The sequence below is a fragment of the Pseudomonas fitomaticsae genome (genome assembly GCF_021018765.1).
Taxonomy (GTDB): Bacteria; Pseudomonadota; Gammaproteobacteria; order Pseudomonadales; family Pseudomonadaceae; genus Aquipseudomonas; species Aquipseudomonas fitomaticsae.
Genome location: NZ_CP075567.1, coordinates 3899181 through 3923057, shown reverse-complemented (window position 1 = coordinate 3923057; position 23877 = coordinate 3899181). Strand labels below are relative to the sequence as shown.

Annotated in this window: 27 protein-coding genes and 1 pseudogene; 14 read left to right on the top strand and 14 right to left on the bottom strand. The window is 60.4% G+C overall.

Going from position 1 to position 23877, the window contains the following annotated elements:
* Nucleotides 1-5: 5 nt before the first annotated feature.
* The gene (locus KJY40_RS17535; protein WP_230731416.1) at nucleotides 6-569 is read right to left on the bottom strand and encodes a GNAT family N-acetyltransferase; all 564 of its coding nucleotides are present in this window, start codon (nucleotides 567-569) and stop codon (nucleotides 6-8) included.
* A gap of 204 nt (nucleotides 570-773) precedes the next feature.
* Between KJY40_RS17535 and KJY40_RS17530 the strand changes: the two genes are divergently transcribed.
* The 6 genes from KJY40_RS17530 to KJY40_RS17505 all read left to right on the top strand — a co-directional run bounded on the left by KJY40_RS17530 (nucleotide 774) and on the right by KJY40_RS17505 (nucleotide 5154).
* Nucleotides 774-1691, top strand: coding sequence for a universal stress protein (locus KJY40_RS17530; protein WP_230731413.1), 918 nt, complete (start codon nucleotides 774-776; stop codon nucleotides 1689-1691).
* 26 nt (nucleotides 1692-1717) lie between these two features.
* Entirely contained in the window at nucleotides 1718-2602 is an 885-nt protein-coding gene (locus KJY40_RS17525; RefSeq protein WP_230731412.1) for a universal stress protein, read from the top strand.
* A gap of 84 nt (nucleotides 2603-2686) precedes the next feature.
* The gene (locus tag KJY40_RS17520; RefSeq protein WP_007950555.1) at nucleotides 2687-2989 is read left to right on the top strand and encodes an ArsR/SmtB family transcription factor; all 303 of its coding nucleotides are present in this window, start codon (nucleotides 2687-2689) and stop codon (nucleotides 2987-2989) included.
* A gap of 63 nt (nucleotides 2990-3052) precedes the next feature.
* Nucleotides 3053-4048: a zinc-dependent alcohol dehydrogenase family protein gene (locus KJY40_RS17515; protein WP_230731411.1), complete on the top strand. Its 996-nt coding sequence runs from the start codon at nucleotides 3053-3055 to the stop codon at nucleotides 4046-4048.
* Nucleotides 4045-4374, top strand: coding sequence for an antibiotic biosynthesis monooxygenase family protein (locus tag KJY40_RS17510; protein ID WP_230731410.1), 330 nt, complete (start codon nucleotides 4045-4047; stop codon nucleotides 4372-4374). The genes KJY40_RS17515 and KJY40_RS17510 overlap by 4 nt, the downstream gene beginning before the upstream one ends.
* 417 nt (nucleotides 4375-4791) lie before the next feature.
* Nucleotides 4792-5154 (top strand): DUF6124 family protein, encoded by a 363-nt coding sequence (locus KJY40_RS17505; RefSeq protein WP_074688720.1) that lies wholly within the window; start codon nucleotides 4792-4794, stop codon nucleotides 5152-5154.
* Between the two features lie 281 nt (nucleotides 5155-5435).
* Here the strand turns inward: KJY40_RS17505 and KJY40_RS17500 are convergent, their stop codons facing one another.
* Nucleotides 5436-6539: a DNA alkylation repair protein gene (locus tag KJY40_RS17500; protein WP_230731409.1), complete on the bottom strand. Its 1104-nt coding sequence runs from the start codon at nucleotides 6537-6539 to the stop codon at nucleotides 5436-5438.
* A gap of 2 nt (nucleotides 6540-6541) precedes the next feature.
* Nucleotides 6542-7147, bottom strand: coding sequence for a glutathione S-transferase (locus tag KJY40_RS17495; RefSeq protein WP_230731408.1), 606 nt, complete (start codon nucleotides 7145-7147; stop codon nucleotides 6542-6544).
* Nucleotides 7148-7558: 411 nt separating this feature from the next.
* On the opposite strand from KJY40_RS17495, the gene KJY40_RS17490 reads away from it, so the two are divergent.
* The 3 genes from KJY40_RS17490 (at nucleotide 7559) to KJY40_RS17480 (ending at nucleotide 10112) form a co-directional block, all read left to right on the top strand.
* Nucleotides 7559-7963, top strand: coding sequence for a TraR/DksA family transcriptional regulator (locus KJY40_RS17490; protein WP_007935965.1), 405 nt, complete (start codon nucleotides 7559-7561; stop codon nucleotides 7961-7963).
* 227 nt (nucleotides 7964-8190) lie between these two features.
* Nucleotides 8191-9795: a methyl-accepting chemotaxis protein gene (locus KJY40_RS17485; RefSeq protein ID WP_230731407.1), complete on the top strand. Its 1605-nt coding sequence runs from the start codon at nucleotides 8191-8193 to the stop codon at nucleotides 9793-9795.
* Between the two features lie 113 nt (nucleotides 9796-9908).
* Nucleotides 9909-10112 carry a hypothetical protein gene (locus KJY40_RS17480; RefSeq protein WP_230731406.1) on the top strand — a complete coding sequence of 68 codons (204 nt, stop codon included), beginning with the start codon at nucleotides 9909-9911 and terminating at the stop codon, nucleotides 10110-10112.
* Nucleotides 10113-10118: 6 nt separating this feature from the next.
* Here KJY40_RS17480 and KJY40_RS17475 read toward each other — a convergent pair whose 3' ends face one another.
* Nucleotides 10119-10355, bottom strand: a complete 237-nt coding sequence (locus KJY40_RS17475; protein WP_115078293.1) for a DUF2789 family protein — start codon at nucleotides 10353-10355, stop codon at nucleotides 10119-10121.
* A 39-nt stretch (nucleotides 10356-10394) separates the two neighbouring features.
* Nucleotides 10395-10658: a hypothetical protein gene (locus KJY40_RS17470; RefSeq protein WP_230731405.1), complete on the bottom strand. Its 264-nt coding sequence runs from the start codon at nucleotides 10656-10658 to the stop codon at nucleotides 10395-10397.
* A gap of 407 nt (nucleotides 10659-11065) precedes the next feature.
* On the opposite strand from KJY40_RS17470, the gene KJY40_RS17465 reads away from it, so the two are divergent.
* The 3 genes and pseudogenes from KJY40_RS17465 (at nucleotide 11066) to KJY40_RS17455 (ending at nucleotide 12872) form a co-directional block, all read left to right on the top strand.
* Nucleotides 11066-11536, top strand: a complete 471-nt coding sequence (locus KJY40_RS17465) for a hypothetical protein (protein WP_007950541.1) — start codon at nucleotides 11066-11068, stop codon at nucleotides 11534-11536.
* Nucleotides 11533-11724 (top strand): annotated as a pseudogene (locus KJY40_RS17460) (hypothetical protein); the annotation flags it as partial. The gene KJY40_RS17465 and the pseudogene KJY40_RS17460, both read left to right, overlap by 4 nt.
* Nucleotides 11725-11858: 134 nt before the next feature.
* Complete coding sequence (locus KJY40_RS17455; protein WP_230731403.1) at nucleotides 11859-12872, top strand: ABC transporter substrate-binding protein; 1014 nt, start codon at nucleotides 11859-11861, stop codon at nucleotides 12870-12872.
* Nucleotides 12873-12909: 37 nt separating this feature from the next.
* Here KJY40_RS17455 and KJY40_RS17450 read toward each other — a convergent pair whose 3' ends face one another.
* The gene (locus KJY40_RS17450) at nucleotides 12910-15042 is read right to left on the bottom strand and encodes a TonB-dependent receptor (RefSeq protein WP_230731402.1); all 2133 of its coding nucleotides are present in this window, start codon (nucleotides 15040-15042) and stop codon (nucleotides 12910-12912) included.
* Nucleotides 15043-15135: 93 nt separating this feature from the next.
* On the bottom strand, nucleotides 15136-15522 hold the full coding sequence (locus KJY40_RS17445) for a DUF2946 domain-containing protein (protein ID WP_085602912.1): 387 nt from the start codon (nucleotides 15520-15522) through the stop codon (nucleotides 15136-15138).
* A gap of 94 nt (nucleotides 15523-15616) precedes the next feature.
* Here KJY40_RS17445 and KJY40_RS17440 point away from each other — a divergent pair, with 94 nt between their 5' ends.
* Nucleotides 15617-16057, top strand: coding sequence for a DUF3995 domain-containing protein (locus KJY40_RS17440; RefSeq protein WP_230731401.1), 441 nt, complete (start codon nucleotides 15617-15619; stop codon nucleotides 16055-16057).
* On the opposite strand, the gene KJY40_RS17435 is transcribed toward KJY40_RS17440, so the two are convergent.
* The 7 genes from KJY40_RS17435 to KJY40_RS17405 all read right to left on the bottom strand — a co-directional run bounded on the left by KJY40_RS17435 (nucleotide 16054) and on the right by KJY40_RS17405 (nucleotide 23138).
* Nucleotides 16054-16416, bottom strand: a complete 363-nt coding sequence (locus tag KJY40_RS17435) for a Na+/H+ antiporter subunit G (protein ID WP_007950534.1) — start codon at nucleotides 16414-16416, stop codon at nucleotides 16054-16056. The genes KJY40_RS17440 and KJY40_RS17435 overlap by 4 nt on opposite strands.
* On the bottom strand, nucleotides 16413-16691 hold the full coding sequence (locus KJY40_RS17430; RefSeq protein ID WP_007910754.1) for a K+/H+ antiporter subunit F: 279 nt from the start codon (nucleotides 16689-16691) through the stop codon (nucleotides 16413-16415). Before KJY40_RS17430 ends, KJY40_RS17435 begins: the two co-directional genes overlap by 4 nt.
* Nucleotides 16688-17176 carry a Na+/H+ antiporter subunit E gene (locus tag KJY40_RS17425; protein WP_230731400.1) on the bottom strand — a complete coding sequence of 163 codons (489 nt, stop codon included), beginning with the start codon at nucleotides 17174-17176 and terminating at the stop codon, nucleotides 16688-16690. The genes KJY40_RS17430 and KJY40_RS17425 overlap by 4 nt, the downstream gene beginning before the upstream one ends.
* Nucleotides 17173-18852 (bottom strand): monovalent cation/H+ antiporter subunit D, encoded by a 1680-nt coding sequence (locus KJY40_RS17420; RefSeq protein ID WP_230731399.1) that lies wholly within the window; start codon nucleotides 18850-18852, stop codon nucleotides 17173-17175. The genes KJY40_RS17425 and KJY40_RS17420 overlap by 4 nt, the downstream gene beginning before the upstream one ends.
* Nucleotides 18849-19193: a Na+/H+ antiporter subunit C gene (locus KJY40_RS17415; protein WP_003192163.1), complete on the bottom strand. Its 345-nt coding sequence runs from the start codon at nucleotides 19191-19193 to the stop codon at nucleotides 18849-18851. Before KJY40_RS17415 ends, KJY40_RS17420 begins: the two co-directional genes overlap by 4 nt.
* Nucleotides 19193-22093, bottom strand: a complete 2901-nt coding sequence (locus tag KJY40_RS17410) for a monovalent cation/H+ antiporter subunit A (RefSeq protein ID WP_230731398.1) — start codon at nucleotides 22091-22093, stop codon at nucleotides 19193-19195. The genes KJY40_RS17415 and KJY40_RS17410 overlap by 1 nt, the downstream gene beginning before the upstream one ends.
* 106 nt (nucleotides 22094-22199) lie before the next feature.
* Entirely contained in the window at nucleotides 22200-23138 is a 939-nt protein-coding gene (locus KJY40_RS17405; protein ID WP_179694586.1) for a DMT family transporter, read from the bottom strand.
* An 85-nt stretch (nucleotides 23139-23223) separates the two neighbouring features.
* Between KJY40_RS17405 and KJY40_RS17400 the strand changes: the two genes are divergently transcribed.
* Nucleotides 23224-23787 carry a helix-turn-helix domain-containing protein gene (locus KJY40_RS17400; protein WP_007950529.1) on the top strand — a complete coding sequence of 188 codons (564 nt, stop codon included), beginning with the start codon at nucleotides 23224-23226 and terminating at the stop codon, nucleotides 23785-23787.
* Nucleotides 23788-23877 lie beyond the last annotated feature (90 nt).

The window sequence follows — 23877 nt, the reverse complement described above, 5'->3', positions numbered from 1 at the left end:
AGAGGCTACAAGTACAGGCTGTGAATGACCTGACGAGGATCTTCGGGATCGTTGTGCCGTTCGAATCCCAGCGTCCGGGCCAGGTCACGCATGGGGGCATTGCTGGCAGCATCGACCGAATAGATCCGATGCATTCCATTCTTGCGCGCCGCCGTGATCAAGTGCTCCATCAACAATGTCCCCAACCCCAGATGCGTCCATTCATCGGCAACGGTAACGGCGCATTCGCACTCGTGTTCACCGGTGCCGGCATAGCGGCTTACGCCGATCTCGATCAATTGGCCGTTGTCGTGCACCAGCGCGACGTAGGCCAGGCGCAGGCGATTATCGGTGTCCATCAATTGATCCAGCATCGTGCCCGACGGTTCGTTTATCTGCGCCAGAAAGCGCATGTGTCGCGACTCCGGAGACAAGCGTTTGATGAAGGCATACTCGCGTTCCCGATCCTTTTCCGAAAGGGGCCGGATCAGCACATGGCGACCGTCCCTGAGTGCTTCGATCCAGTGTTGCCCGGCGATCGAGGCATAGGCATTGGCGGCTCGTTCGTTGTGGTCTTTGACGGTGAGCATGAGGAGACCCTCCTTGCGGTTTTAAAGACGGGTGCGGGACAAAGCGCCCTGCAGTCGCTTTCTTTCTACGCCGCTCAATGGGCAGGAATCTGATCTGGGTCAGAGACCGGCGATGTTGAATGGTCCGAAGTTGACGTAAATCAACTGCGCGCCAGTCGCACAGGCTCAGTCTCAAAGCCTGCGGTTGTCTTGCGGAGGTGTGTGATGGGGCAATATCAACGTTTGCTGCTGGTCGCCGACCGGACCCTGCATCAGACGCCCGCCATGCTGCGCGCGGTGGCGCTGGCCAAGGCGAGCGGGGCGGTGCTGGATGTCAGGGTTTTCACTGAACCAGCCCCGGTTGTTCGGCTGTGGGAGGACAAAATCGACGAGGCCGGGTATCAGCGATACCTGCGCCACCATCGTCGCTGGGTTGCCGATCAGCTTGAGCAACTTTCAGGACAGGGGCTGGAGGTGACAGTGGAGGTGGTGTTCACCACGCACCCACAGCTGGACATTTTGCGGGCTGTCGCAGACCTCAATCCTGATGTGTTGATCAAGGACGTGGCGATGGAACCCCTGCTTAAACGGGTTTTCATCACACCGCTGGATTGCCATTTACTGCGCGAGTGTCCGGTGCCCGTGCATCTGGTCAACGAGGTCCGTTACAGCCTGCCGCATCGCATCGTGGCGGCCGTGGATCCGTTCGATCCCGAGACTCAGATCAGCGGTCTGAATGACACCATCATTCAGACCGCCAACACGCTGGCCGCGCAATGTGACGCGCCCATGCACCTGCTCTACGCTTATGACCTGTCACCGGCTTTCAATGGTGATGCGCCACTGGTCGGTGCCGGCTGGGGAATGGATTTTGTCGAGGAACTGCGGCAGTCCCTGCATCAGGCGTTCATCAATCTGGCCGATCGCTACGGGATCCCGCCTGAGCGACGCCATTTTGTAATGGGCCTGCCAGTGCCGGTCATCAGCGAGTTTGTCGAGCAATACGTGGCGGATGTGGTCGTGATGGGCACGGTGCACCGCGCAGGTATTGATCGGTTGATGGGCAGCAATACTGAACGGGCTTTGTATTCAGTGCCTGGAAGCATTCTGGCGGTGGGGCCGGGCGTTCGAGCCGAAGTGTAAAGTCCTGGATCTGACGAGAGGTCTCTATGAGCCAGTATCAGCGGTTGCTGCTGATCATCAATCCGCTCCTGCGCGAGTCCGCCGCGATCAATCATGCCGCAGCGCTGGCCAAGGCCAGTGGTGCGCGCTTGCACATACTGGCGCTGATTCCTTCGCTCGACGGTTTGTCGCTGTTGGAAACAGGCAACAGGCTACAGGTGCGCGAGGCATTTCTTGAGGAACACCGGCAGACGCTGGAAGCCCGGGCGGTCAATCTGCGCGGCAGGCGGATCGAGGTGACCACCGAAGTGGACTGGGCCGCTGATGTGGAGCAGCGCATCCTTGAGCACGTCAAAGCGTATGAGCCCGATCTGCTGATCAAGGAAATCGAACAGGTTTCGGTCCTCAGGCGCGCGCTTTACACGCCACTGGACTGGCATTTGCTGCGCCACTGTCCGGTGCCGGTCTACCTGGTGGGCGGGAGCGGTTATGTCTTGCCTCGCAAAGTGCTGGCGGCGGTCGAGGTGTCGGATGTCGAGTCCACCGATAACTCGCTGAATGAACAGATCATCCGACAGGCCAACGCCTTGGCCATCCAGTGCAATGCCGAGTTGCACTTGCTCTATGCCTGCGATATTTCCGCCGCGTACCTGGCGGATATGGGCGCAATGCCTCTCGCCGAACTCATCCGGTCACTGCGCGAGGATCTGCAAAAGTCGTTTCTTCGACTGGCCGGGCAGTTCGGCGTGGTCAGCGACCAGCGGCACTTCATCGAAGGCCGACCAGTCACCGTGCTCAGCGAGTTCGCCGAGGAGCAGCACGTCGATGTCATCGTGATGGGCAGGGTTCGATCGCGGGGTTTGAGCAAGCTGTTGGGCAGCACCACCGAGCACATTCTTTACCAGGTGCCTTGCTGCGTTCTGGCAGTCTGAAGGCAATAGCGATCAGCGGACTGGACAATTTGCGTCGTTCAAACAGCGTATTGACATATCGAATAATCTCGATATTCTCGCGGCATGGACCTGATCGAAGTATTCAAAGCACTCTCAAACCCGGTACGGCTTGAAATCCTGAAAGGCTTGAAAGACCCCGTAAAGAACTTCCCCCCGCAGGACGAGGGCGACGTTCACACGGTGGGCGTGTGTGTGAGCAGTATTCAAGAGGGCATCGGACTCTCGCAATCAACGGTGTCCGGTTATCTTGCAACGCTGCAGCGCGTGGGCCTGGTTGAAGTCAGGCGCATCGGTCAGTGGACCTACTACAAGCGCAACGAAGCCAACATCAGCGCTTTGGCCGAGGTCATAGGGAAAGAGCTGTAAAAAAATTTACCTCAGGATATCGAGATATCTCGATATCCCTTATTGTCGATGCGAGGATTCATCATGAAAGCGATGCTGCTTGAATCATTTGGCAACCCGGAATCGTTCGAACTCTGCGATGTACCCAAACCCGTGCCGGAAGCGGGGCAAGTGCTGGTCCGGGTACACGCCACCTCAATCAATCCACTGGATTACCAGGTCCGGCGCGGCGACTATCCCGACCTGGTGCAACTGCCGGCCATCACCGGACATGACGTCTCCGGCGTAGTCGAAGCGGTCGGCCCCGGCGTGACGGCTTTCGCCCCCGGAGACGAAGTCTGGTACACGCCGCAAATCTTCGACGGCCCTGGCAGCTATGCCGAGTATCACGTAGCGTCCGCCAGCATCATCGGGAAAAAGCCTTCCTCGCTGAGCCATCTAGAAGCCGCCAGCCTGAGCCTGGTCGGCGGGACGGCATGGGAAGCCCTGATCGTGCGGGCAGCGCTCAGAGTCGGCGAGAGCATTCTGATCCACGGCGGCGCGGGAGGCGTCGGACACGTCGCCATCCAGCTCGCCAAAGCGATGGGCGCCAAAGTGTTCACCACCGCACGCGAATCAAACGCCGAGTTTGTCCGACGCATGGGCGCCGATGTGATCATCGACTACGAAAATGAAAACTACGTCGACGCCATCCTGCGAGAAACCGATGGCCTCGGAGTGGACGTGGTGTTCGACACCATCGGCGGCGACACCCTCGCGCGCAGTCCCGACGTCCTCGCACAACTTGGCCGCGTGGTCTCGATCGTCGACATCGCCAAACCACAAAACCTCGTTCAGGCCTGGGGCAAGAACGCGAGTTATCACTTCGTCTTCACTCGCCAGAACCGCGGCAAGCTCGATGAATTGAGTGCCCTGGTGGAGCGCGGTCAACTGCGGCCACATGTTGGCGCGGTGTATTCGCTTGCCGAGATTCCGCTGGCCCATGCTAGGTTGGAAAGTCCTAATAACGGTCTTCAAGGGAAGATTGCGATCGCGGTAGAGCCGTCGCTTCAGGCGGGTTCTGTGGGGGATGCGTCATGATTTATGAGATCGCTTTGCTGCCTGTTCACGCAGAACGTGTTGATGAATTCAGGCGTGCATTTGCCGAGGTTGCGCCTTTGCTCCGCCGCGCAACAGGGTACGGCGGGCACATGCTTGCGCAGGGGATTGAAACGCCGGAGCGGTTCAATCTGATCGTGCGGTGGGAGTCGCTTGAGGCTCATACGGAGTTTGAGGCGGGGGAGGATCACAGGGTCTTTATGTTGGGGCTGGAGGGGTATTTTTCGGAGGAGCCGCAGGTTTATCACATTGAGGGGGCGGGTTTTACTGCCCGTGAAGGTGATGAGCCTATTTGGCCCGGAAACTGAAACATGCTTTTGTGACGAGGGGGCCGGACTGGGTGACAGTCCGGCTTTTGTCCGGAGTTAAACGCGGTGCGCATTGGTTGTTTAAACCAGTCCTTCAGTCACACCCGGATGCCCACAGCGCCTTGCGCCGTCCCCTACACCTAAGACAGAATCCGCTGGCTTGTGCGTCTGGACCTCCGACCGTAACTTGATTCCCGTCACTGCCCATCAGTGATCGGGTCTGCAAGCCCGCCGGAAAACCAGTCGCACAGCCTGCCAAAAGGACGCTCGTTTGCGTCCGCTCAATGGCGGCTTTGTGCGGGAGACCCTCGGGTCTGCCGGGTGCCTGGTTTCCCGGTCTTGCAGACCCGCACATGGCTGCCACCCATCATCTGCAAGTGATGCTGGTAGCTCCTAATCAAAATCAGGAGTTTCACCATGATCAAACCGACACCGAATCCCCCGGAAACCGATCCGGTTTCCCCCTACAAATTCCCCGACTCCCGAACCCTGAACGAGGCAGCCGAACGCGCGCTCGACCATTACCTCACTCCGCAGCAACGGGTCATGGGGAGTCATCACAAACACGATCCGATGTATTTGGCCAATCCGGCGTACGACACTGAATCACTGCTCGCCAACGCCAGCGAATCTCTCGGTTCGGCCAGCGAGATGCTCAACAACTTTGCGGCCACGCTGGAGCCCGCTCACCGTAAGACCGCGATAGGGATTGCGCAGATTGTGATGCTCGGGGAGTTGGCGGTGAATCAGGCGTTGGATAACGTCGAACTGAAAACTTAAGGCTGTCCTTCAGTAAAAGGGAGCAGATTCACTACCTGAATCTGCTCCCTTTTTTGTTCGTTGAGCTCAGCCGTTGGCGTTTGCTCTCTTTTCCGCCGTCACGATGCAAGCCTTGTAGAAATTAGAATGGAAATCGCTGATCGCGTTCTGCTGCAAGCTCTCGCTTGAGTATTGAGGAATCTCGTACGCCTCGCGGATCAACGACTTTGATAAATAGATGCGTCCCCATTTTTTGGCCCGCACACAAAATATCTGACAGTCCCAGAGGAACTTTCAGCTCGTCAGCAATTGATCTCAACCGCTGTACTCCCCAACCGCTCCCCATTTACCACCACATGCACCGCATGTACCCCCGCATAGTGCTTGCGCGTAGTGAAATCCTTAATCACCTGCCGCCGCGCCACAACCTCACTCCCAAACCCCGCCAACTCCAGCGTCTTCAACTTGAAAACCTTGGCCGAAGTCCCGCCATTCGCCTTCACATAGTCAATCGCATAATCAATCACCAACCGCTGCTCCACCGGAACCAACGACTTCACCGTAAACGACAAAGTAATCGTCTCCCCAAGCCGCACAACCGCCGGCTCCACTTTCACATCCAGCAACTCAATCTCAGCCTTCGCTCCAGCGCCGATAACCGTGAGCGCCCGCGAATTCCCCTGTTTGATCAAACTGCGCAGCGCATGTCTGGCAATCCACGCCGTGTGCCTGTTCTCCAGCGACCACCCCTCAACCGTATCGAGTACCCACTCTGGATGTTCCTTGGTCACATCATTCAAATGATTCGCCACGGACTTGCGCACGTACAAACTTTCATCCGCCTTCAACCGGTCAAGAATCCCGGCAGCCAACAGCGGATCAGCCTGCACCGGTTCCAGTCGAAACGACCACGGCAAGCGAGGGCGGCTGCCTTCGCTGGCGAGTCTTCGGACGTGGTGGTTTTCATCTCGCGCCCAGTCGTGCATCAGTTCCAGCGAGCGCTCCAGGTCGCTGCGCAGGAAGTGGCGGATGGCGAATTCGGAGGAGCCGAAGGTGGTGAAGTACTTCAGGGCTTCCATTGATGTGTCGAACGCGTGCGCGCCGTAGCTCGCGACGTAGTGCGGCAGGCACATGCTGACGAAGCCGCTGTTCAGGCGTGGGGCGAGTTCGCGCAGGACAGCGAGGGAATCTGCGTAATCCAGCGGTAGCACGTGGTGCAGGCTTTCGCTGACGCGGGCCATGCGCTGCATGACGGAGAGTTCGGCCAGGCCGTCGTTGGCGTACTTGAGAAAGGCCTTGGCCTTGAACGCCGGGTACACGGCGCTCATTTCTGTGGCGATGTGTTGCAGGCGTTCGGCGTTGAAGATTTCTTTGAGGGCCGGGGCGGCGGTTTCTGTGGTGCTCATGGTCAGGTCATCGGGGTGCTGATGAACGCCTGGGTGCTTTCGGCGTACGCGGTGTATTGGGCGATGCGCGGGAAGCGATCTGCGTCGATCTGGTCGGGGACGACGAGGCCGGTGAAGCTCCAGGCGACGGCGAGGGTGATGCCGTTCTGCTGGAGGGGGCCGTTGGTGGGCAGCGGGTGTGTTTCGAGTTCGTGTTCGAGGGCGGTGAAGGCGGCGGCGAGTTGGCCTTCGACGCGTTCGACCCACGGCTGGTATTGAATGTCGGCCGGGCGCAGGTTGCGTTCGTAGTAGAGTTGCACGGCTTTTTCGCAGGCGGCGAGGCCGAGGCCGATCAGGCGCAGGGCTTTGACCCGTTGCGGCAGTTCGGCGGGTAGCAGGGTTTTGCCGGACAGGGCTTCGAGGTAGTCGAGGATCAGGGTCGAGTCGATCAGCACTTCGCCGTCATCGAGTACCAGGGTTGGTGCCTTGACCACCGGATTGATCTGCTGGAAGCGCTCGAAGTGACGGAACACCGAGACCGGGTCGTGTTCCAGTTCGATCCCCAGGCACTTGGCGGAAATCGCCACGCGGCGCACATAAGGGGAGTCCAGCATGCCGATCAGTTTCATGACGCGTTCCTTCAAGTCGAACCGGGGAGGGCATAACGTAGCTGAGGTTGGGGGGATTTGTCAGTCTTTGCGAGGTGGCGGAATTTGCGGTCAACGACCGTAACGAATTGCGACAAAGCGCCGCTCGTCCGCCGTTTGTCTTCTATATACAGCCGCTCGACTGAATTTCTTGCTATAAACGCACTCCGATGAGCGCCGTGAAGCCTGTGTCAGAGCAGTTTCCGGACCTTGTCGGACAAATTCCCGGTATTTACAGTTGCTGAGGCCTCAAACGGGCCTTAGACTGCCGCCCCTTCGTAAATTGAGTGCCGGGTGGCGTTTGCAATAAACGATGCCTTTCCGATGACCGCAGGCGGTTCGCCGGAACGCTCCCTAATTCGCCTTAATGCACGTTTTTTTATAGAGATATCAATGACAAAGGACAAGTTGCTGGCCATGCCGGCAGATGACTACATGAATGCCGAGCAACACGCTTTCTTCAGCGAGCTGTTGCAGAACATGAAAGTCGAAACCCATGAGCGCATTGAGCAGAACCGTATTGCCATCGAAAGCCTGGACACCCCGGCTGACCCGGCGGACGCCGCATCGGTGGAAGAAGAGCGCACTTGGCTGGTAAACGCGATCGATCGCGACCAGCGCATGCTGCCGCAACTCGAGCAGGCCCTTGAGCGTATCAAGGAAGACAGCTTTGGCTGGTGCGACGACAGCGGCGAGCCGATCGGCCTGAAACGCCTGCTGATCAGCCCGACCACCAAGTACTGCATCGAAGCTCAAGAGCGTCACGAGCAGATCGACAAGCACCAGCGTCAGGCCTGATTCCTGAGGCGACCCTTTCAATGCGGGTCGTCGCGAAAAGATCGCAGCCTTTTGCAGTTTCTCCGGGAACTGCAAAAGGCTGCGATCTTTGCTTTTTCTCGTCTGCCGAAAAGTCCCCGCGCATTCCATTGACCTGTCACAGACCCGCGACTAACGGACCATGGATAATGGCGTTGTAGTGGCGTTTAATGCAGCCACAACAATGAGAACAAGCGTGGGGTAACGAAATGACGAGAGATGGATCTCTGGTTGCGGCTCTGCCTGCACCAGTTGTTTTGCCGAAGAATCGCTGGCTGACGCCGACCCTGCAAAGCATCGCCCTGATGTTGTTGCTGGCCGGGATGACTCTGGGCGAATGGCCTTTGTACGTGGGCATGCCGCTGGCGGTGCTGATCGTCTGGCTGCCGCGCCTGCGTTCCCGGGCGGTTCCCGATGTTCAACCGGTCGACAGCAACAGCGCGATGTCCGAGCTGACTCGCGACCTTTCCTACACCACCAGTCATAACGCGCTGTCAGCCGCTGGGGTGGCGTTTTCCGTCAAGGAGCTGGCCGGCAAGCTGCAATCGCAACTCGACGCCGCCGCGCAGATCGTCAACAACGCTGAAGTCATGATCGCCACCGAGCAAGCCACTTCGCAGCTCAGCCGCGAGGCATTGGGCGCTGCCAGCGAAGCTCATCACAGCAGCGCGGCGGGGCGCACCGAACTGGTGGATTCCATTTCGCGCATGCATCAGCTCAGCCAGCGCGCCAATGCCAGCCGCGAACTGATCGAAGCCTTGAGCCAGCGCAGCGACGACATTCAGCGCGTGACGCTGGTGATTCAGTCCATCGCCAGTCAAACCAATCTCCTGGCATTGAACGCCGCCATCGAAGCGGCCCGGGCCGGTGAGCACGGTCGCGGTTTTGCGGTGGTGGCGGATGAAGTGCGCGGTCTGGCGGCCCGTACCGCGACGGCCACCGGCGAAGTGGGCGAGATGGTCGCCGACATCCAGCAACGCACGGCGCAGGTTGTGGAGCAAATTCGCCAGCTCTCCGACGACTTGCACACTGGCGTCGAGCAAGTCGAACACACCGGTCAGCACCTGGAAAACATCGCGCGACTGGCGGCCGGGGTTGAAACCCAGGTTGGCGAAATCGCCCGGGGCGCAGAAACCAATCGCGAACAACTCGACAGTCTGTTCACCGCCATCGAGCAGATGCGCAGCGATCTGGCGATCAGCGACCAACAGACCCGACGCCTGGCCGAGGCCGCCGTGCAAATGGAAGGGCAGGCGGAAACTATCAGCGAACGTCTGGCCGAAGTCGGGCTGGATGACTATCACCAGCGCATCTACGACCTTGCCCGTGAAGGGGCCAGCCAGATTGCCGCGCGGTTCGAGGCCGATGTCGAGCAAGGGCGCATCAGCCTTGAAGACCTGTTCGACCGCCAGTATCAGCCGATTCCCGACACCCAGCCCGCCAAGTTCCAGACCCGTTTCGACCGCTACACCGATCAGGTACTGCCGGCCATTCAGGAGCCGTTGCTGCCGCGCCACGAAGGCCTGGTGTTCGCCATCGCCTGCACGCAGCAGGGTTATGTGCCGACCCACAATCAGGCGTTCAGCCAGCCGCTGACCGGAGATGTGCAGGTCGATACCGTCAACAATCGCACCAAACGCAAATTTTCCGACCGCACCGGCATCCGCTGCGGCAGCCATCAGCAACCGGTGCTGTTGCAGACCTACACCCGCGATACCGGCGAGCTGATGCACGATCTGTCGGTGCCGATCATCGTCAAGGGTCGCCACTGGGGCGGGTTGCGTCTGGGCTACAAACCGGAGACGCCGCGCTGAGGCATTGTTGCCGGAACTGCAATTAAGCTGTGCAGCGGCGTTGCTGTTTCCTCTTGATCCAAATCATTAACATGCCTACATAGTTAGGTTGCTAATGAAGATGGGAGGTCAGCATGCAATGCAGAGTCGATGTCGCGGTGATGATCGGCAGCGGTGTGCCCGCCGGACTGCGCGCGATGGGGCAAAGTGTCTGCTGGGTGGTGCTGCTCAATGGCGAACGCCGTGGCACTGCCTTTGCGAGCCGTAACGAGGCGGAAGAGTGCAGGGCCGCATGGCTCGCTCAATTGAGCGCTGATTCCGCAGACAGCCTGCACTGATCGAAATCATTTGCCCCGGTGCAGGCGCACATTCAGTTCGTCGACCATCACCGCTTCTTCGCCATCGGCACGCAGCCATTCCTTGAGCAACTGCGCCTGTTGCGGGCTCCAGAAGTCGGCGTCGATCAACTTGGTATCGGCTTCCAGCGGATGGGCTTCGATGAAATCATCAATCGCGGTTTCCTCCGAGGGCAGCCCTAATTGATCGAACAGGGTTGTCAGGGTGTAGGCAGGCAGTTCCATGGTGTACTCCTTGAAGGATGGCGGGATCGATCACTCTCTTTATCTGAGGTGCTCGCTGGCCAGGAGTTCGATCCGCGATTCCAGCGAACGGGCGAGGGCGCAGGCGGCGTTGTGATTCTCGCGGAAACCTCTGACAAGCCCAGTCGACTTTTCCCTGATGTGGAAAAAGCCGTTGCCCACCGGGATCACCTGAAACAACGGTGCCTCACCGCAAGAATCGATTGTAGGAACTGTCTCGAAGCCTGGAGTGTTCAAGGCAAAGGCAGGTTCGTGAGTCACAGCAAAATGCGTCATAGTGCACATATGAAGTCCTTTTCATGGATTGACCCGCATTTACAGGGTATTGCGGGTAGTCGCGAGCGGTATCGCTGCTCTAGAATCGCCAACACCTGTTGACGACATGGCGCTATCTAAAGCAATTTTTTGCGTGCGATATGTCGGAAAAGTGATTTTCTTGGTGAGTTTTTTCCCTAAAGTTCGTAGTCAGTTTTCTCTGGCCGGCCGTGACGCGTTTTCCTTCAACATTTGGAGAACGTCTTTGCAGGTTTCGCGAGTGGCATTCCAGTAGTCTTGTGCACTCGCGTTGAACGAGCACTTCGCTCGCTCAGGCGTATATTCGAGTCATCGCGCAACACCTTCGGCCGGGCCGACTTTTTCTGCCGTGCGCGCTTTTCGCGTACGGCACTCTTTTCAAGTGTGGGGATGTTTCTTTGGCAGTCAGTAACCTCGATATGCATGCTTTGTTCGTGCTGGGTGATTTGCGGGCAAAGCTGGTCAAGCAGTTTCAATCGCGTTTTGTTTACATCACCGAGCAAAACGCCGAAGGCATTTACGTTGCCGAGATCGACACCGAAAGCGCATTGGTGGTCGATGACAAACCAGGTCTCAAGCTCAAGGTCGGCGATCATTTCAGCGCGTCGGTGCTGCCGAGCCGTGAAGGCGGCAAGATGGACATCCGCTTTCGCGAAATCAAAATGACGGTTTACGGTCTGGGCGACTACGCCTTTGTCACCACCGCCGACGGCCATGCCATCGTATTCAAGGAAGGCCACAGCGCGGTCACCGTGTTCGCCGCCAACGAACAACTACAGGAAGGCCTGACCAAAACCCTGAAAGCCGTCACCGCCAAAGCCGCCAAGTGGCGCAAGGGCGAACTTGTGACGTTCAAGGCCAGCGAGTGAGCCGCGCCGATTTCCATTTGCAGAACCTCGACCGCGCCCGTGAGGAAGCACGTCGATTGTTCACTGCGAAGGCCGAAATGAAGGGCGCCTGGCTGGGTTGGGTCGCCTCGCAAATTTACGCCTTGCAGCCTGCGGAATACGCCAGCATGGTCAGACGCGAACTGAAGAGCTTGCAGGAAATGTCTGAAAAGCAGCCTTGTCCGGATCATGCCCCTGAAAAAGCAGGAACCTCGTCTACAGTCAGTTGACTGAGTATTCAGAGGCTTGCGGTCTTCTGTCAGGCCATCCTGCTATTGCTGTGAACAGCACGAGGTGCAAAAGCATGAACGGATTTCGACGGTTGCTGGCCGCTGGCCTGACCACCTTCGGCTTGATGACGACGGTGCCTGCGGTGAGCGCGGCACAGGCGCCGATCCACTTTGCCGACCTGAACTGGGAAAGCGGCAGCCTGATCACCGATGTCCTGCGCATCATCGTCGAGAAGGGCTACGGCCTGCCGACCGATACCTTGCCGGGCACCACCATCACCCTTGAGACCGCACTGGCCAACAATGACATTCAGGTCATCGGCGAAGAGTGGGCCGGGCGAAGTCCGGTATGGGTCAAGGCCGAGGCCGAAGGCAAGGTCGCCAGTCTGGGCGACACGGTCAAGGGCGCCACCGAAGGCTGGTGGGTGCCGGAATACGTGATCAAGGGCGATCCGGCAAAGGGCATCAAGCCATTGGCACCGGACCTGCGCAGCGTCAGCGATCTGAAGAAGTACAAGGACGTGTTCAAGGACCCGGAGACCCCGAGCAAGGGCCGGTTCCTCAACAGCCCGATCGGCTGGACGTCGGAGGTGGTGAACAAGCAGAAGCTCACGGCTTACGGCTTGCAGGACGATTTCGTCAATTTCCGCAGCGGCTCCGGTGCGGCACTGGATGCCGAAATCAGTTCATCAATCCGCCGGGGCAAACCGGTGCTGTTCTATTACTGGTCGCCAACGCCGTTGCTCGGCAAGTTCAAGCTGATTCAACTGGAGGAACCGCCGTTTGATGCCGAGGCGTGGAAGACCCTGACCGACGCCGACAATCCCAATCCGAAACCGACCCGTTCACTGGCCTCGAAGCTGTCGATCGGGGTGTCTACGCCGTTCCGGAAGCAGTACCCGCAGATTGCCGAATTCTTCAGTAAGGTCGATTTTCCTATTGATGATCTGAACAAGGCGTTGGCCGAGATGAGCGAGAAGCACACGCCGCCCCGGGACGCAGCGGTGGCGTTCATGAAGGCGCATCCGGATGTGTGGCAGGCGTGGCTGCCGAAGGATGTGGCGCAGAAGGTGCAGGCAGGTCTGTAGCGGTGTGGCGAGGGCACCAGGCCCTCGCCAGGGTGAATCAGAATCGCGTCTGCACTGCCAGCTCAAAGGTGCGCGGTGTGCCGAGGTAATACGCCGGCGACACATGGGCGAACTCGGCATACACCTCGTTCGTCAGATTGCGTACCCGCCCGGTCACGGTCGTGTGCGAATCCACCTTGTAGCTGAGGAAGCTGCCAAACAGCGTGTACGACGGCACGGTCATGGTGTTGGCATTGTCCGCATACACCGATGCCACGTACCGCGCATCGACCCCGCCTTGCCATTGCGGCGAGAAATCATAGGTCAGCCACAGATTGCCCACGCGGTCCGGAACGTTGGTCGGTGTGTTGCCCTTGCGGGAAACCACCACGCCGGCGGCGTTCTTCTCGTTGAACTCGTCGTATTGCGCATCGACCCAGGCGAAGTTGCCTTCGGCCAGCAACTTGTCGGTGATCCGCAGCGAGCTGGCAATCTCGATGCCCTTCGAAGTCTGCTGGCCGACCGGAATGCTGCTGGTCGGATCCAGTGGATCCGTCACCGCGAAGTCTTTGCGCTCGATGGTGTACGCGGCCACTGTCGCCGAGCCGCGGCCGTTCAGGTAGTCGAACTTGCTGCCGATTTCCCATTGCTTGCCGGTCGAGACATCGAAGTCCTGGGTGCCATTGGGTTGTTCGGCGGCGGTGCTGTATTGCACGTAGACATTGGCTGACGGAATGAACTGGTATGTCAGGCCGACGCGCCCGGTGACCGGTTCCCAGCTGCGCTTCAAATGACGCGGGTTGCTCGCGGTCACTGTGCGATGGTTGGTGACGTCGAGGTCGATGTCGTCGTAGCGCAGGCCGGTGAGCAGCGAAAGCTCGTCGGTCAGTGCCAGACGATTTTCGGCGAACAGCGCTTTGGTGGTGACTTCGTTGGTCTTGTCGCTGACGAAACCCGGCATCGTTCCGGGGATGTCATAGAAATGCCCCGGTCGGTAGTTGTTCGGGTTCACCGTGCTGGCGCCTTTGACGTTCAGCGGCGAGTTGGTGGTCTGGTTGACCTTGTACTCGAAACCGCCGGACCAAGTGGTGTCGAGACCGAACAGGGTGTTGTCGTGGCGCAGTTCGAACTGGTTGCCGTTCTGCTCGCCCTGATGTCGAACCTGATACGCGGTGGATCGGTTCACGGCGCTGTTGTCGGCGTTGTATTGATAGGTTTCCAGGTTGCGGTAGTCGCGCTGGCTGTCGAGGTGATAGAGGGTGTTGCGCAGGGTGGTGCTGTCGTTGATCCGGTAGTCGATGATCGAACGCACCCAGATTGTCCGCTGCTCGTAGCGCCCGTCCTCGACGTTGTAGTTGTTGAAGCGGTTGTGCTTGTCGATCTTCAGTTCGCCGGCCTTGGGGTTGAGCACCGGCGTGCCCCAGTACGGGCTGTCCTCGTGCTCGTCCTGATATTCCAGGGCCAGGGTGTGCGACAGGTTCGGCGTCAGATCGCTGAGCAACGAGAACGCCACGCTCCAGGCATCGCGCTCCTGGCGGTCGATGTAGCCGTTGCTGGTGTTGTGGCTGACGTCGAGGCGCGCGTAGTGCTGCACGTCGGCACCGGGTTCGGTCAGCGCGTGGTTGAGGCCGAATGCGGTTTCGGTGGTGTCGTAGGTGCCATAACTGACTCGGCCTTCGATAGCCTGCTCGTCGCGGGTGGCCAGTTTGGTCACGTAGTTCAGCGAGCCACCGACCGAGCCGGCGCCGTTGATCAGCGACGAAGGACCGCCGACCAGTTCCACCCGGTCATAAATCCACGAATCCACGGGGCGCGCCAGTCCGCCGGAAACGTTGACCCCGTTGAACATCTGGGTGATCTGGCTGCTGGTGAAACCGCGATAGGAGACGAATCCGCCAAAGCCCGGCGGCGCACTGGCGTTCACACCCGGCAAGGTGTTGGCCGCGTCCTGAAAATTTTGTGAACCGTGACGTTCGATGTCGTTGCGGTTGGCGATCGCCACCGATGCCGGGGTGTCGCGCACGCTGAGGCCAAGGCGCGAGGCCATGCCGCTGGACTGGTCGAGGGTCAGGCCGGGTTCGGCACCGGATTCGCCGTCAATGGTGATCGGCGCCAGATCCACGGTGGATTGCGCCCAGACGTTGACGGACAGGCAGCCGCAGAGGCTCGCCAGCAAGGTAAGTTGTTTCATCGATTGAATCCTGAATGCTTGTCTAGGAGTCAGCGCACAGGCGAACGCCGCGCGTTGGCGCAGTGGGCTGACAAATCAAAAAGGCAGGGACACTCAGGCGAGCGGCGGGGCGCGAGGGTTGGCCGAAGGCCAGATGAAGCGGGCAGGGAGGTCGGCGCTGACGATGACCGGCAGCGGCGGGCTGTGTTGTTCCGGCAGGATCGCCAGGGTCAGGCTGGAGTTGAACGCCGGGCCCATGCCGCCAGTGGAGCACAGCGGACAGCCGAACGCTTTGGCCAGGGTCGGCAGTTTTTCTTCGGCGGGATTCGAGGCGAGCGGCGCCTGGGTGCTCGGGTCGACGGCGCAGAACTGGCCGCCGATACCGTTGAGCTGCATGCCGACCATTTGTCCGTGACCGATGCTGCAGGCGAACACGTTGAACAGGACGCAGCAATAGAGCATCCAGGCCAGCAGTGAGCGATCAGTACGGGTGAATTTCATGGGGCGGCACTTTACCGCACCGCCGACCGGTCGTGCACATGGAAAAATGCCGACTAGGATGTTTTGTTCAAATCCCTTGAAAGGATTCTCGACCATGACCTTTGTGTTGGCTCAATGGCTGGTGACGATATTTGCGGTGATCAGCCTGATGCATCTGTATTGGGCGATGGGTGGACAGTGGGCGGCCGTGGCGGTGGTGCCGCAGGTTCCGGTGGACAACGGCGGGATGACGCTCAGGCCGGCGTTCAAACCTTCAGGCTGGATCACGCTGGTGGTGGCGGCAGCCCTGCTACTGATTGCCGCACTGGTGTGCATGCGGGTGGGGTGGTGGCTGCCCGCCGTGCATCACTGGGCACTGCAATGGGTGATCAGCGCGATTGCGCTGCTGATGTTTGCGCGGGCGATTGGCGATTCGGAACTGGTCGGGTTTTTCAAGGAAGTGAAGGGATCGCGCTTTGCCCGGCTCGACACTTGGGTTTACTCACCACTGTGTCTGATATTGGGAGCCGGGCTGTTGGCTGTCGCCTGGATCTAGCTGCCGGTTTCAGTACGCCGGCTGCTGACCTCGGCCGGCACATCATCGCCGGCCATGCGCTTGCGGAACAATGCCGCCCGCGCCAATAGCAGGGTGGTCACCGGCACGGTGATCGACAGCAGAATCGGGATCAGCCAGGCGTGCAGCACCGGCCCGGACTTGAGCGCGGAAAAACAGATGATCGACGCCAGCGCCACGCACCACGCACCCAGCGTCGATGCCAGCGCCGGCGGATGCATGCGCTGGAAATAATCTTTCATCCGAAGCAGGCCGGTGGCGCCGATCAGGGCGAACACGCCGCTGAGTACCAACAGGATCGCCACCGGGATTTCCACCCAGAGAGACAGTTCAGCGTTCATTCGATCACCTCGCCACGCAGGAGGAACTTCGCCAGGGCAAACGAGCCGACGAAGCCGAAGAGCGCGATCAGCAGCGCCGCTTCGAAGTAGGTGTCACTGGAGTAACGAATCCCCAGGGTCAGCATCATCAGCATGGCGACGATGTACAGGTAATCCAGCGCCAGTACCCGGTCCTGCGCCGACGGGCCTTTGAACAGGCGCACCAGCGTGAGGACCATGGCCAGGGAAAACAGGAACAGCGTCAGCAGAATCGCGTTCGACAGCAGCGGGCTCATTCGAAAATCTCCATCAAAGGCCGCTCGTAAGTGACCTTGAAGTGCTGGATGAATTGCGCCTCGTCATCCAGATCCCAGACGTGCAGCAACAAAATGCTGCGATCCAGCGCCAGCTCCGACCACACCGTGCCAGGCACGACTGTACAGATCATCGACAGCGCCGCCAGACCGTTGGCATCGCGCAGGTCCAGCGGCACCTTGATGAAGCGTGAACGAAGCGGTCGACGACCGGCGTTGAGTACGCCCCAGGCCACCTGCAGGTTCGAGACGATCACGTCACGCCCGACCAGCAGAAACAATCGCAGGATCGTGCCCGGGCGGCGGATGTGAATTTGCTGCGGGCGCAGCTTGCGCATCATCAGCGGGGCACAGAAACCGAGTACGGCACCGAGCAGCAGATTGCCCGGGCTGACCGACAGGTTCAGCACCAGCCACAGCAACCACAGCGCAATCGACAACCACGGAGCCGGAAACAGACGCTTCATGGTTGCACCTCCAGCAGCGCCGCCTTGGCTTCCGGGCTCGGCACGGCGCGGGTGCCGAGTACCGCCATCACGTATTGCTGGGGATTGTTCAGGGCATCAGCCGTTGCCTGGGTGTAACGCAACAGCGGTTCAGCCTTGAAGGTCAGGGCGATGCTCAGGCCGAGCAGCAGGAAAATCGGCGTGCATTCCAGTTTGCGCAGCAGCGGCGACGGGCGCTCTTCTGGCGACCAGAAGCGCTGGATCCCCAGGCGCGAGAACGCCATCAGCGAGCCGAGTCCGGTAAGGATCAGCAAGGCCAGCAAGCCCCAGGCGGCCTTCGAGATTGGTTCGCCGGCACCGAGGCCCAGCGGATTGAGCAGGGCGCCGATCAGGCTCAGCTTGCCGATGAACCCGGACAGCGGCGGCATGCCGATAATCAGCAACGCGCAGGCAATGAAGCTCAGACCGAGGAACGCCATGGTCCACGGGATCACCTGACCGACCACCGCTTTCTGATCGTCGTCGAGGTTGATGCCCTTGACCGGGCGTTGCCATTCCTGCGGACGTGGCAGCAGTTCGTTTTCGTCTTCCAGCGGCACTTCTATGGCAGTGCGCGAGCGCTCGATCAACTCGGCCAGCAGGAACAGCGCGCTCAGCGCCAGGGTCGAGCTGACCAGATAGAACAGCGCGGCGCCGATCAGATTGGGCTGGGCGAAACCTACGGCCGACAGCAGGATCCCCGCCGACACCAGAATGCTCAGGCTGGCCATGCGTTCCAGACGTTGCGCGGCAATGATCGCCACGCCCGCACCGGCCATGGTCGCCATGCCGCCGTAGATCAGCCAGTCACCACCAAAATAAGCCGAAGCGCCGGCCTGGCCGGAGAACAACAGCGTCCAAAGGCGCAGCAGGGTGTAGACGCCGACCTTGGTCATGATCGCGAACATCGCCGCCACCGGCGCGCTGGCCGACGAGTAGGCCGGCACCAGCCAGAAGTTCAGCGGCCACATGCCGGCCTTGGCCAGGAACGCCACGGCCAGAATCCCCGCACCGGCGTGCAGCAGGCCACGGTCGGCTTCCGGCACCAGTGGAATCTTCAGGGCCAGATCCGCCATGTTCAGCGTGCCGGTCACGCCGTAGATCAGCGCCGCGCCGATCAGGAACAGCGACGACGCCAACAGGTTGATCGAAATGTAATGCAGCCCCGACGATACCCGCGCCCGGCCCGAGCCATGAAGCAACAGGCCGTAGGACGCGGCCAGCAAGACCTCGAAGAACACGAACAGGTTGAACAGGTCCGCCGTCAGGAACGCGCCATACAGCCCCATCAACTGAATCTGGAACAACGCGTGGAAACTCGACCCGGCGCCGTCCCAGCGGGCCATGGCGAACAGCAGGGCGCTGACGCCGATGATTCCGGTCAGGACCAGCATCAATGCCGACAGACGATCGACCACCAGCACAATGCCGAACGGCACCTGCCAGTTGCCCGGCAGGTACACGCCGATCGAGCCGGGCACGCCGGTGGTCTGGGTCCATTGCAGCAGCATCACCGAAATGCCCAGGCCGAGGAGGCTGGAGAACAGGTTGATTTTCGCCTTCAGCGGCCGATGCTTCTCGCCGAGCATCAGCATGATGGCGGCGGTCAGCAGCGGCAGCAGGATCGGTGCGGCGATCAGGTGAGTCATCGCCGTCATTCCTTGGGCTCCCTTCCGTCAACGTGGTCGGTGCCGGTCAGGCCCCGTGAGGCCAGCAACACCACCAGAAACAGCGCAGTCATGGCGAAGCTGATGACAATGGCCGTCAGCACCAGCGCCTGGGGCAGTGGATCGGTGTAGTTGAGCAGGTCCTGCGGCACGCCATCCTTGATGATCGGCTCCTTGCCGATGAACAGGCTGCCCATGCTGAAGATGAACAGGTTGACGCCGTAGGACAGCAGGCACAGGCCCATCACTACCTGGAAGGTCCGTGGTCGCAGGATCAGCCAGACCCCGGACGCGGCGAGTACGCCGATGGCGATTGCGATGACTTCTTCCATCAGACGGCTCCTTTGGCGGCAGCGGTTTTGTGGCCCCGGACCGATTGGTGGGCGAGGGCGGTGAGGATCAGCAGGGTCGAGCCGACCACCACGGCGTAGACGCCGATATCGAAGAACAGTGCGCTGGCGATATGGATGTCACCCAGCAGCGGCAAACTGAAATGCCAGGTGTGGGTGGTGAGGAATGGATACCCGACCGCCATCGCCCCAAGACCGGTGACGGTGGCGAACAGCAGGCCGGTGCCCATCCAGCGCAGCGGCCGCAGGCTCATTTGCGCCTCGACCCACTGGGTGCCGGCGACCATGTATTGCAGGATGAACGCCACCGACATCACCAGACCGGCGACGAAGCCGCCACCCGGCTGGTTGTGCCCGCGCATGAACAGGTAGAACGACACCACCAGCGCAATCGGCAGCAGCAGGCGCACCAGCACCGCCGGCACCATCATGAAGCCGAGCGCGGTGTCGCTGGCCGAGCGCGGGTTGACCAGATCGGTGACCACGTCGGGCGCGAGCAGGCGCTGCTGGGCCGGCAGTTGCAGGCTTTCTTTCGGCGGGCGGAAACGACGCAGCAGGGCGAATACGGTCAGTGCCACGGCAGCGAGCACCGTGATTTCGCCAAGGGTGTCGAAACCACGGAAATCCACCAGCATCACGTTGACCACATTGCTGCCGCCGCCTTCAGGCAGGGCGCGGCTCAGGTAGAACGAGGAGATGTCGTTCGGCGTCTGCCGGGTCAGCATCGCGTAGGACAGCAGCGCCATGCCGCCACCGACGGCAATCGACAGCAGCAAGTCGCGCAGACGCCGCACCCGCGCCTTGCGCAGGCTGCTTGGCAGCGGCGAAACCTCTTCGATCCGCCGTGGCAGCCAGCGCAGGCCGAGCAGGATCAGCACCGTGGTCACCACTTCGACCACCAGTTGCGTCAGGGCCAGATCCGGTGCCGAGAACCAGACGAAGGTGACGCAGGTCATCAAACCGCAGACGCTGACCATCGTCAGGGCGGCGAGACGGTGATACTTGGCCTGCCATGCGGCGCCGAGGGCGCAGGCGATTGCCAGCAGCCACAGGGTCACGAATACGATCGAACCCGGGATTTTCGGCCGGTCGCCCCAGCTCAGGCTGCTGTGCAGCATCGGGATCAGGCCGGCGAGCACTGCCGCCAACACCATCAGGAACAGTTGTGTTTGCAGGCGCTTGGTGCCGATCCGCCGCTCCAGCCGCCGGGCCAGACGCATCATCGCCACCAGACTGCGCTCGAACAGGCGCTTGCCGTTGAAACGGCCCACCAGCGGCGGGAACTTGAAACGACCGCGCTTGAGCTGATTGCGCAGCAGCAGATAGACCACGATGCCGCCGGACATGGCGATCAGACTCATGATCATCGGTGCATTGAGACCGTGCCAGATCGCCAGGCTGTATTCCGGCAGCACGCCACCGACCACCGGCAGTGCAGCGGCAGCCAGCAACGGGCCGACTATCTGGGCCGGGAAAATCCCCACCAGCAGGCAGGTGAATACCAGCAGTTCAACCGGGGCGCGCATCCAGCGTGGCGGTTCGTGCGGGGTGTGGGGCAGGTCGGTGGCGGTCGGGCCGAAGAACACGTCGACCGTAAAGCGCAGCGAGTAGGCCACGCTGAATGTGCCGGCAATCGTCGCCACGATTGGCAAGGTCGCTTCAACCCAAGCGGTGGCGTTGATGAACACGGTTTCGGCGAAGAACATTTCTTTCGACAGGAAACCGTTGAGCAGCGGCACGCCGGCCATTGACGCACTGGCGACCATCGCCAGGGTGGCGGTGAACGGAATCAGTTTGAACAGGCCGTTGAGCTTGCGGATGTCACGGGTGCCACTTTCGTGGTCGATGATCCCGGCGGCCATGAACAGCGAAGCCTTGAAGGTCGCGTGGTTGAGAATGTGGAACACCGCCGCCACGGCGGCCAGCGGACTGTTCAGGCCCAGCAGCAGCGTGATCAGGCCGAGGTGGCTGATGGTTGAGTAGGCCAGCAGTCCCTTGAGATCGTTCTGGAACATTGCGCAGTACGCGCCGAGCAACAGCGTGGCGGCACCGGCGCCGCTGACGATGTAGAACCATTCTTCGCTGCCGGACAGCGACGGCCACAGGCGGGCGAGAAGGAAGACCCCGGCCTTGACCATGGTCGCCGAGTGCAGGTACGCCGAAACCGGTGTGGGTGCCGCCATCGCGTGCGGCAGCCAGAAGTGGAAGGGGAACTGGGCGCTTTTGCTGAGGGCGCCGATAAGAATGAGGGGAAGCAGGATGGGGTAGAGGGCATGTGCGCGAATCAGATCGCCGGCGGCCAGGACCTTGTCCAGGTCATAGCTGCCGACCACATGGCCGAGGATCATGACCCCCGCCAGCAGGCACAATCCTCCCGCGCCGGTCACCATCAACGCCATGTAGGCGCCGCGGCGCGCGTCGTGGCGATGGTGCCAGTAGCCGATCAACAGGAACGAGAAAAGGCTGGTCAGCTCCCAGAAGAACACGATCTGGATCAGGTTGCCGGAGATCACCAGCCCGAGCATGGCGCCCATGAACGCCAGAAAGAACGCGAAGAAACGCGGTACCGGATCGTCCGGCGACATGTAATAACGGGCATATAAAGAAACGAGGGTGCCGATACCCAGCACCAGCATCGAGAACAGCCAGGCGAAGCCGTCCATGCGCAGGACGAAGTTCAGGCCCAGGCTGGGCAGCCATGTGAATTCTTCGCGAATCACGCCGCCGTGGGCGATCTGCGGGTACAGCAGTGCGACCGAGACAGTGCCGATCAGTGCGACCAGACCTGCCAGCAGGGATTCGGCGTTACGCGCGTTGTGCGGCAGCACGGCTGCCAGACAGCTGCCCAGAAAAGGCAGAAGCAGTAGAACTATCAGGGACATAGGCTTCTAATCTGCGGAAGTTTGTGAAGCATCATACGTGCCAGCTCCCGGATCGCCAAACGCGAGGATGTCTCTGAATCCTACAAAGTAGCCGTAAATCCCGCGTTTAGCCTTCGGTCTCGTGCTCCAATTCTTCCGTGACCGTTTGTGTCTCTTTGCCTTTGGTCTTCAATTCACTGACGATCACCGCTGCCACGATCAGCCCCGCACCGACCAATGCAATCGCTGGCAAACGCTCACCCGCGATACGACCGACGATCCCGGCCCAGACCGGTTCACCGGCGTAGATCAAGGTCGCACGGGTCGGCGAAACACTCTTCTGCGCCCAGTTCATCGCCACCTGAATCGCCGCACTCATCGCGCCCAGGCCCAGAGCCGTACTCAACAGCAGCCAAGAGAAATCCGGAATCGCCTCGCCGGTCGGCACCACCATCAAGAACGACAGCACCGAAGTCGTCGCCAGCTGCACCACGGTTACGCGGCGCACATCGACCTGCCCGGCATAGTTACTGATCAGGATGATTTCGGCCGCTATCGCGATGGCGCTGATCAGCGTGGCGATTTCACCGGGGCTGAAATTCAGCGAAGCACCGGACGGCCCGGACAGCAGCATCAGCCCGGTAAACGCCAGCATGATGCCGATGCTCGGCATCAAACCCGGACGCCGGCCGAGTACCAGCCATTGCAGCAGCGGCACGAATGGCACGTACAGCGCGGTGATGAACGCCGACTGACTGCTGGGAATGCTCTGCAAACCGACTGTCTGCAAGCCATAACCGAGCATGATCGCCACGCCGATAAAAGCGCCGGCCTTGAGTTCGAACAGGGTCAGTTCACGCAGATGTTTCCACGAAAACAGCGCAACGATGCTCGCGGCGGCGGCAAAGCGCAGGCCGACGAAAAACATCGGGCCGCTGACGGTCATCGCGTGCTGCACCAGCAGGAAGGTGCCGCCCCAAAGCATGGTGATCAGCACCAGCACGCACTCGGCTTTGCTGAACCGGGAAAACCGCAGGGGAGTTTGGGGGGAATTGGCTGACGTCATGACCTTGCGCACTTTTAAGGAGGAGACGCACAATGCGCCAAATGTTGCGCAGTATACTGCCCAACCCCAGCCAGTGAGCAATATAGTGCACAAAGATTCCGTTCAGCGGGCTTCGGTCCTGCAACACGTCAGCCAGAACGTCCGGCGCCTGCGCCACGCTGCCGACATGAGCCAGACGGCCCTTGCGGAAAAGTCCGGGGTCAGCCGGCGGATGCTGGTGGCCATCGAGGCCGGCGAAAAGAATGTCAGCCTGACCACCCTCGACCGCGTCGCCGAAGCCCTCGAAGTGGCCTTCAGCGATCTGATCCAGGCGCCAGACAACCGCGATCCCGGCCGTATCAACGAACTGGCCTGGGCTGGCAGCATCCCCGGCAGCAAAGCTGTTTTACTGTCTAAGGCCAACGCCACCCGCGCGGTTGAACAGTGGGAATGGTGCCTGCAGCCGGGCGAGGTCTATCCCTCGCAACCGGACGCAGAGGGCTGGAGCGAGCAGATTTTCGTGTTCGAGGGCTGCCTGACGCTGATGCTCGGCGATCAACCCCAGCGCATCGCGGCAGGCGAGTTTTTCATGTTCGCCAGCAACCAGCCACACACCTATCGCAATGACGGGGAAGTGGCGGCGCGCTTCGTGCGCAATGTGGTGATCTGACTGTTGCAGGGCCGACAGCGGATAAACAGTTTGTTCCATCCAGCGTGCAGAGTGCTTTAGGTTGTTGTCTCAAGCTATTGATAAATAACG

What these genes read in the sequence shown, in the direction of transcription:
- KJY40_RS17430 (WP_007910754.1), bottom strand. Translation starts at nt 16,691, where the DNA reads ATGAGCCCGCTGCTGTCGAACGCGATTCTGCTGACGCTGTTCCTGTTT.
- KJY40_RS17505 (WP_074688720.1), top strand. Translation starts at nt 4,792, where the DNA reads ATGATCAAACCGACACCGAATCCCCCGGAAACCGATCCGGTTTCCCCC.
- KJY40_RS17500 (WP_230731409.1), bottom strand. Translation starts at nt 6,539, where the DNA reads ATGAGCACCACAGAAACCGCCGCCCCGGCCCTCAAAGAAATCTTCAAC.
- KJY40_RS17515 (WP_230731411.1), top strand. Translation starts at nt 3,053, where the DNA reads ATGAAAGCGATGCTGCTTGAATCATTTGGCAACCCGGAATCGTTCGAA.
- KJY40_RS17535 (WP_230731416.1), bottom strand. Translation starts at nt 569, where the DNA reads ATGCTCACCGTCAAAGACCACAACGAACGAGCCGCCAATGCCTATGCC.
- KJY40_RS17485 (WP_230731407.1), top strand. Translation starts at nt 8,191, where the DNA reads ATGACGAGAGATGGATCTCTGGTTGCGGCTCTGCCTGCACCAGTTGTT.
- KJY40_RS17450 (WP_230731402.1), bottom strand. Translation starts at nt 15,042, where the DNA reads ATGAAACAACTTACCTTGCTGGCGAGCCTCTGCGGCTGCCTGTCCGTC.
- KJY40_RS17435 (WP_007950534.1), bottom strand. Translation starts at nt 16,416, where the DNA reads ATGAACGCTGAACTGTCTCTCTGGGTGGAAATCCCGGTGGCGATCCTG.
- KJY40_RS17415 (WP_003192163.1), bottom strand. Translation starts at nt 19,193, where the DNA reads ATGGAAGAAGTCATCGCAATCGCCATCGGCGTACTCGCCGCGTCCGGG.
- KJY40_RS17440 (WP_230731401.1), top strand. Translation starts at nt 15,617, where the DNA reads ATGACCTTTGTGTTGGCTCAATGGCTGGTGACGATATTTGCGGTGATC.
- KJY40_RS17480 (WP_230731406.1), top strand. Translation starts at nt 9,909, where the DNA reads ATGCAATGCAGAGTCGATGTCGCGGTGATGATCGGCAGCGGTGTGCCC.
- KJY40_RS17490 (WP_007935965.1), top strand. Translation starts at nt 7,559, where the DNA reads ATGACAAAGGACAAGTTGCTGGCCATGCCGGCAGATGACTACATGAAT.
- KJY40_RS17475 (WP_115078293.1), bottom strand. Translation starts at nt 10,355, where the DNA reads ATGGAACTGCCTGCCTACACCCTGACAACCCTGTTCGATCAATTAGGG.
- KJY40_RS17510 (WP_230731410.1), top strand. Translation starts at nt 4,045, where the DNA reads ATGATTTATGAGATCGCTTTGCTGCCTGTTCACGCAGAACGTGTTGAT.
- KJY40_RS17420 (WP_230731399.1), bottom strand. Translation starts at nt 18,852, where the DNA reads ATGACGGCGATGACTCACCTGATCGCCGCACCGATCCTGCTGCCGCTG.
- KJY40_RS17455 (WP_230731403.1), top strand. Translation starts at nt 11,859, where the DNA reads ATGAACGGATTTCGACGGTTGCTGGCCGCTGGCCTGACCACCTTCGGC.
- KJY40_RS17530 (WP_230731413.1), top strand. Translation starts at nt 774, where the DNA reads ATGGGGCAATATCAACGTTTGCTGCTGGTCGCCGACCGGACCCTGCAT.
- KJY40_RS17470 (WP_230731405.1), bottom strand. Translation starts at nt 10,658, where the DNA reads ATGTGCACTATGACGCATTTTGCTGTGACTCACGAACCTGCCTTTGCC.
- KJY40_RS17425 (WP_230731400.1), bottom strand. Translation starts at nt 17,176, where the DNA reads ATGAAGCGTCTGTTTCCGGCTCCGTGGTTGTCGATTGCGCTGTGGTTG.
- KJY40_RS17405 (WP_179694586.1), bottom strand. Translation starts at nt 23,138, where the DNA reads ATGACGTCAGCCAATTCCCCCCAAACTCCCCTGCGGTTTTCCCGGTTC.
- KJY40_RS17495 (WP_230731408.1), bottom strand. Translation starts at nt 7,147, where the DNA reads ATGAAACTGATCGGCATGCTGGACTCCCCTTATGTGCGCCGCGTGGCG.
- KJY40_RS17520 (WP_007950555.1), top strand. Translation starts at nt 2,687, where the DNA reads ATGGACCTGATCGAAGTATTCAAAGCACTCTCAAACCCGGTACGGCTT.
- KJY40_RS17525 (WP_230731412.1), top strand. Translation starts at nt 1,718, where the DNA reads ATGAGCCAGTATCAGCGGTTGCTGCTGATCATCAATCCGCTCCTGCGC.
- KJY40_RS17445 (WP_085602912.1), bottom strand. Translation starts at nt 15,522, where the DNA reads ATGAAATTCACCCGTACTGATCGCTCACTGCTGGCCTGGATGCTCTAT.
- KJY40_RS17410 (WP_230731398.1), bottom strand. Translation starts at nt 22,093, where the DNA reads ATGTCCCTGATAGTTCTACTGCTTCTGCCTTTTCTGGGCAGCTGTCTG.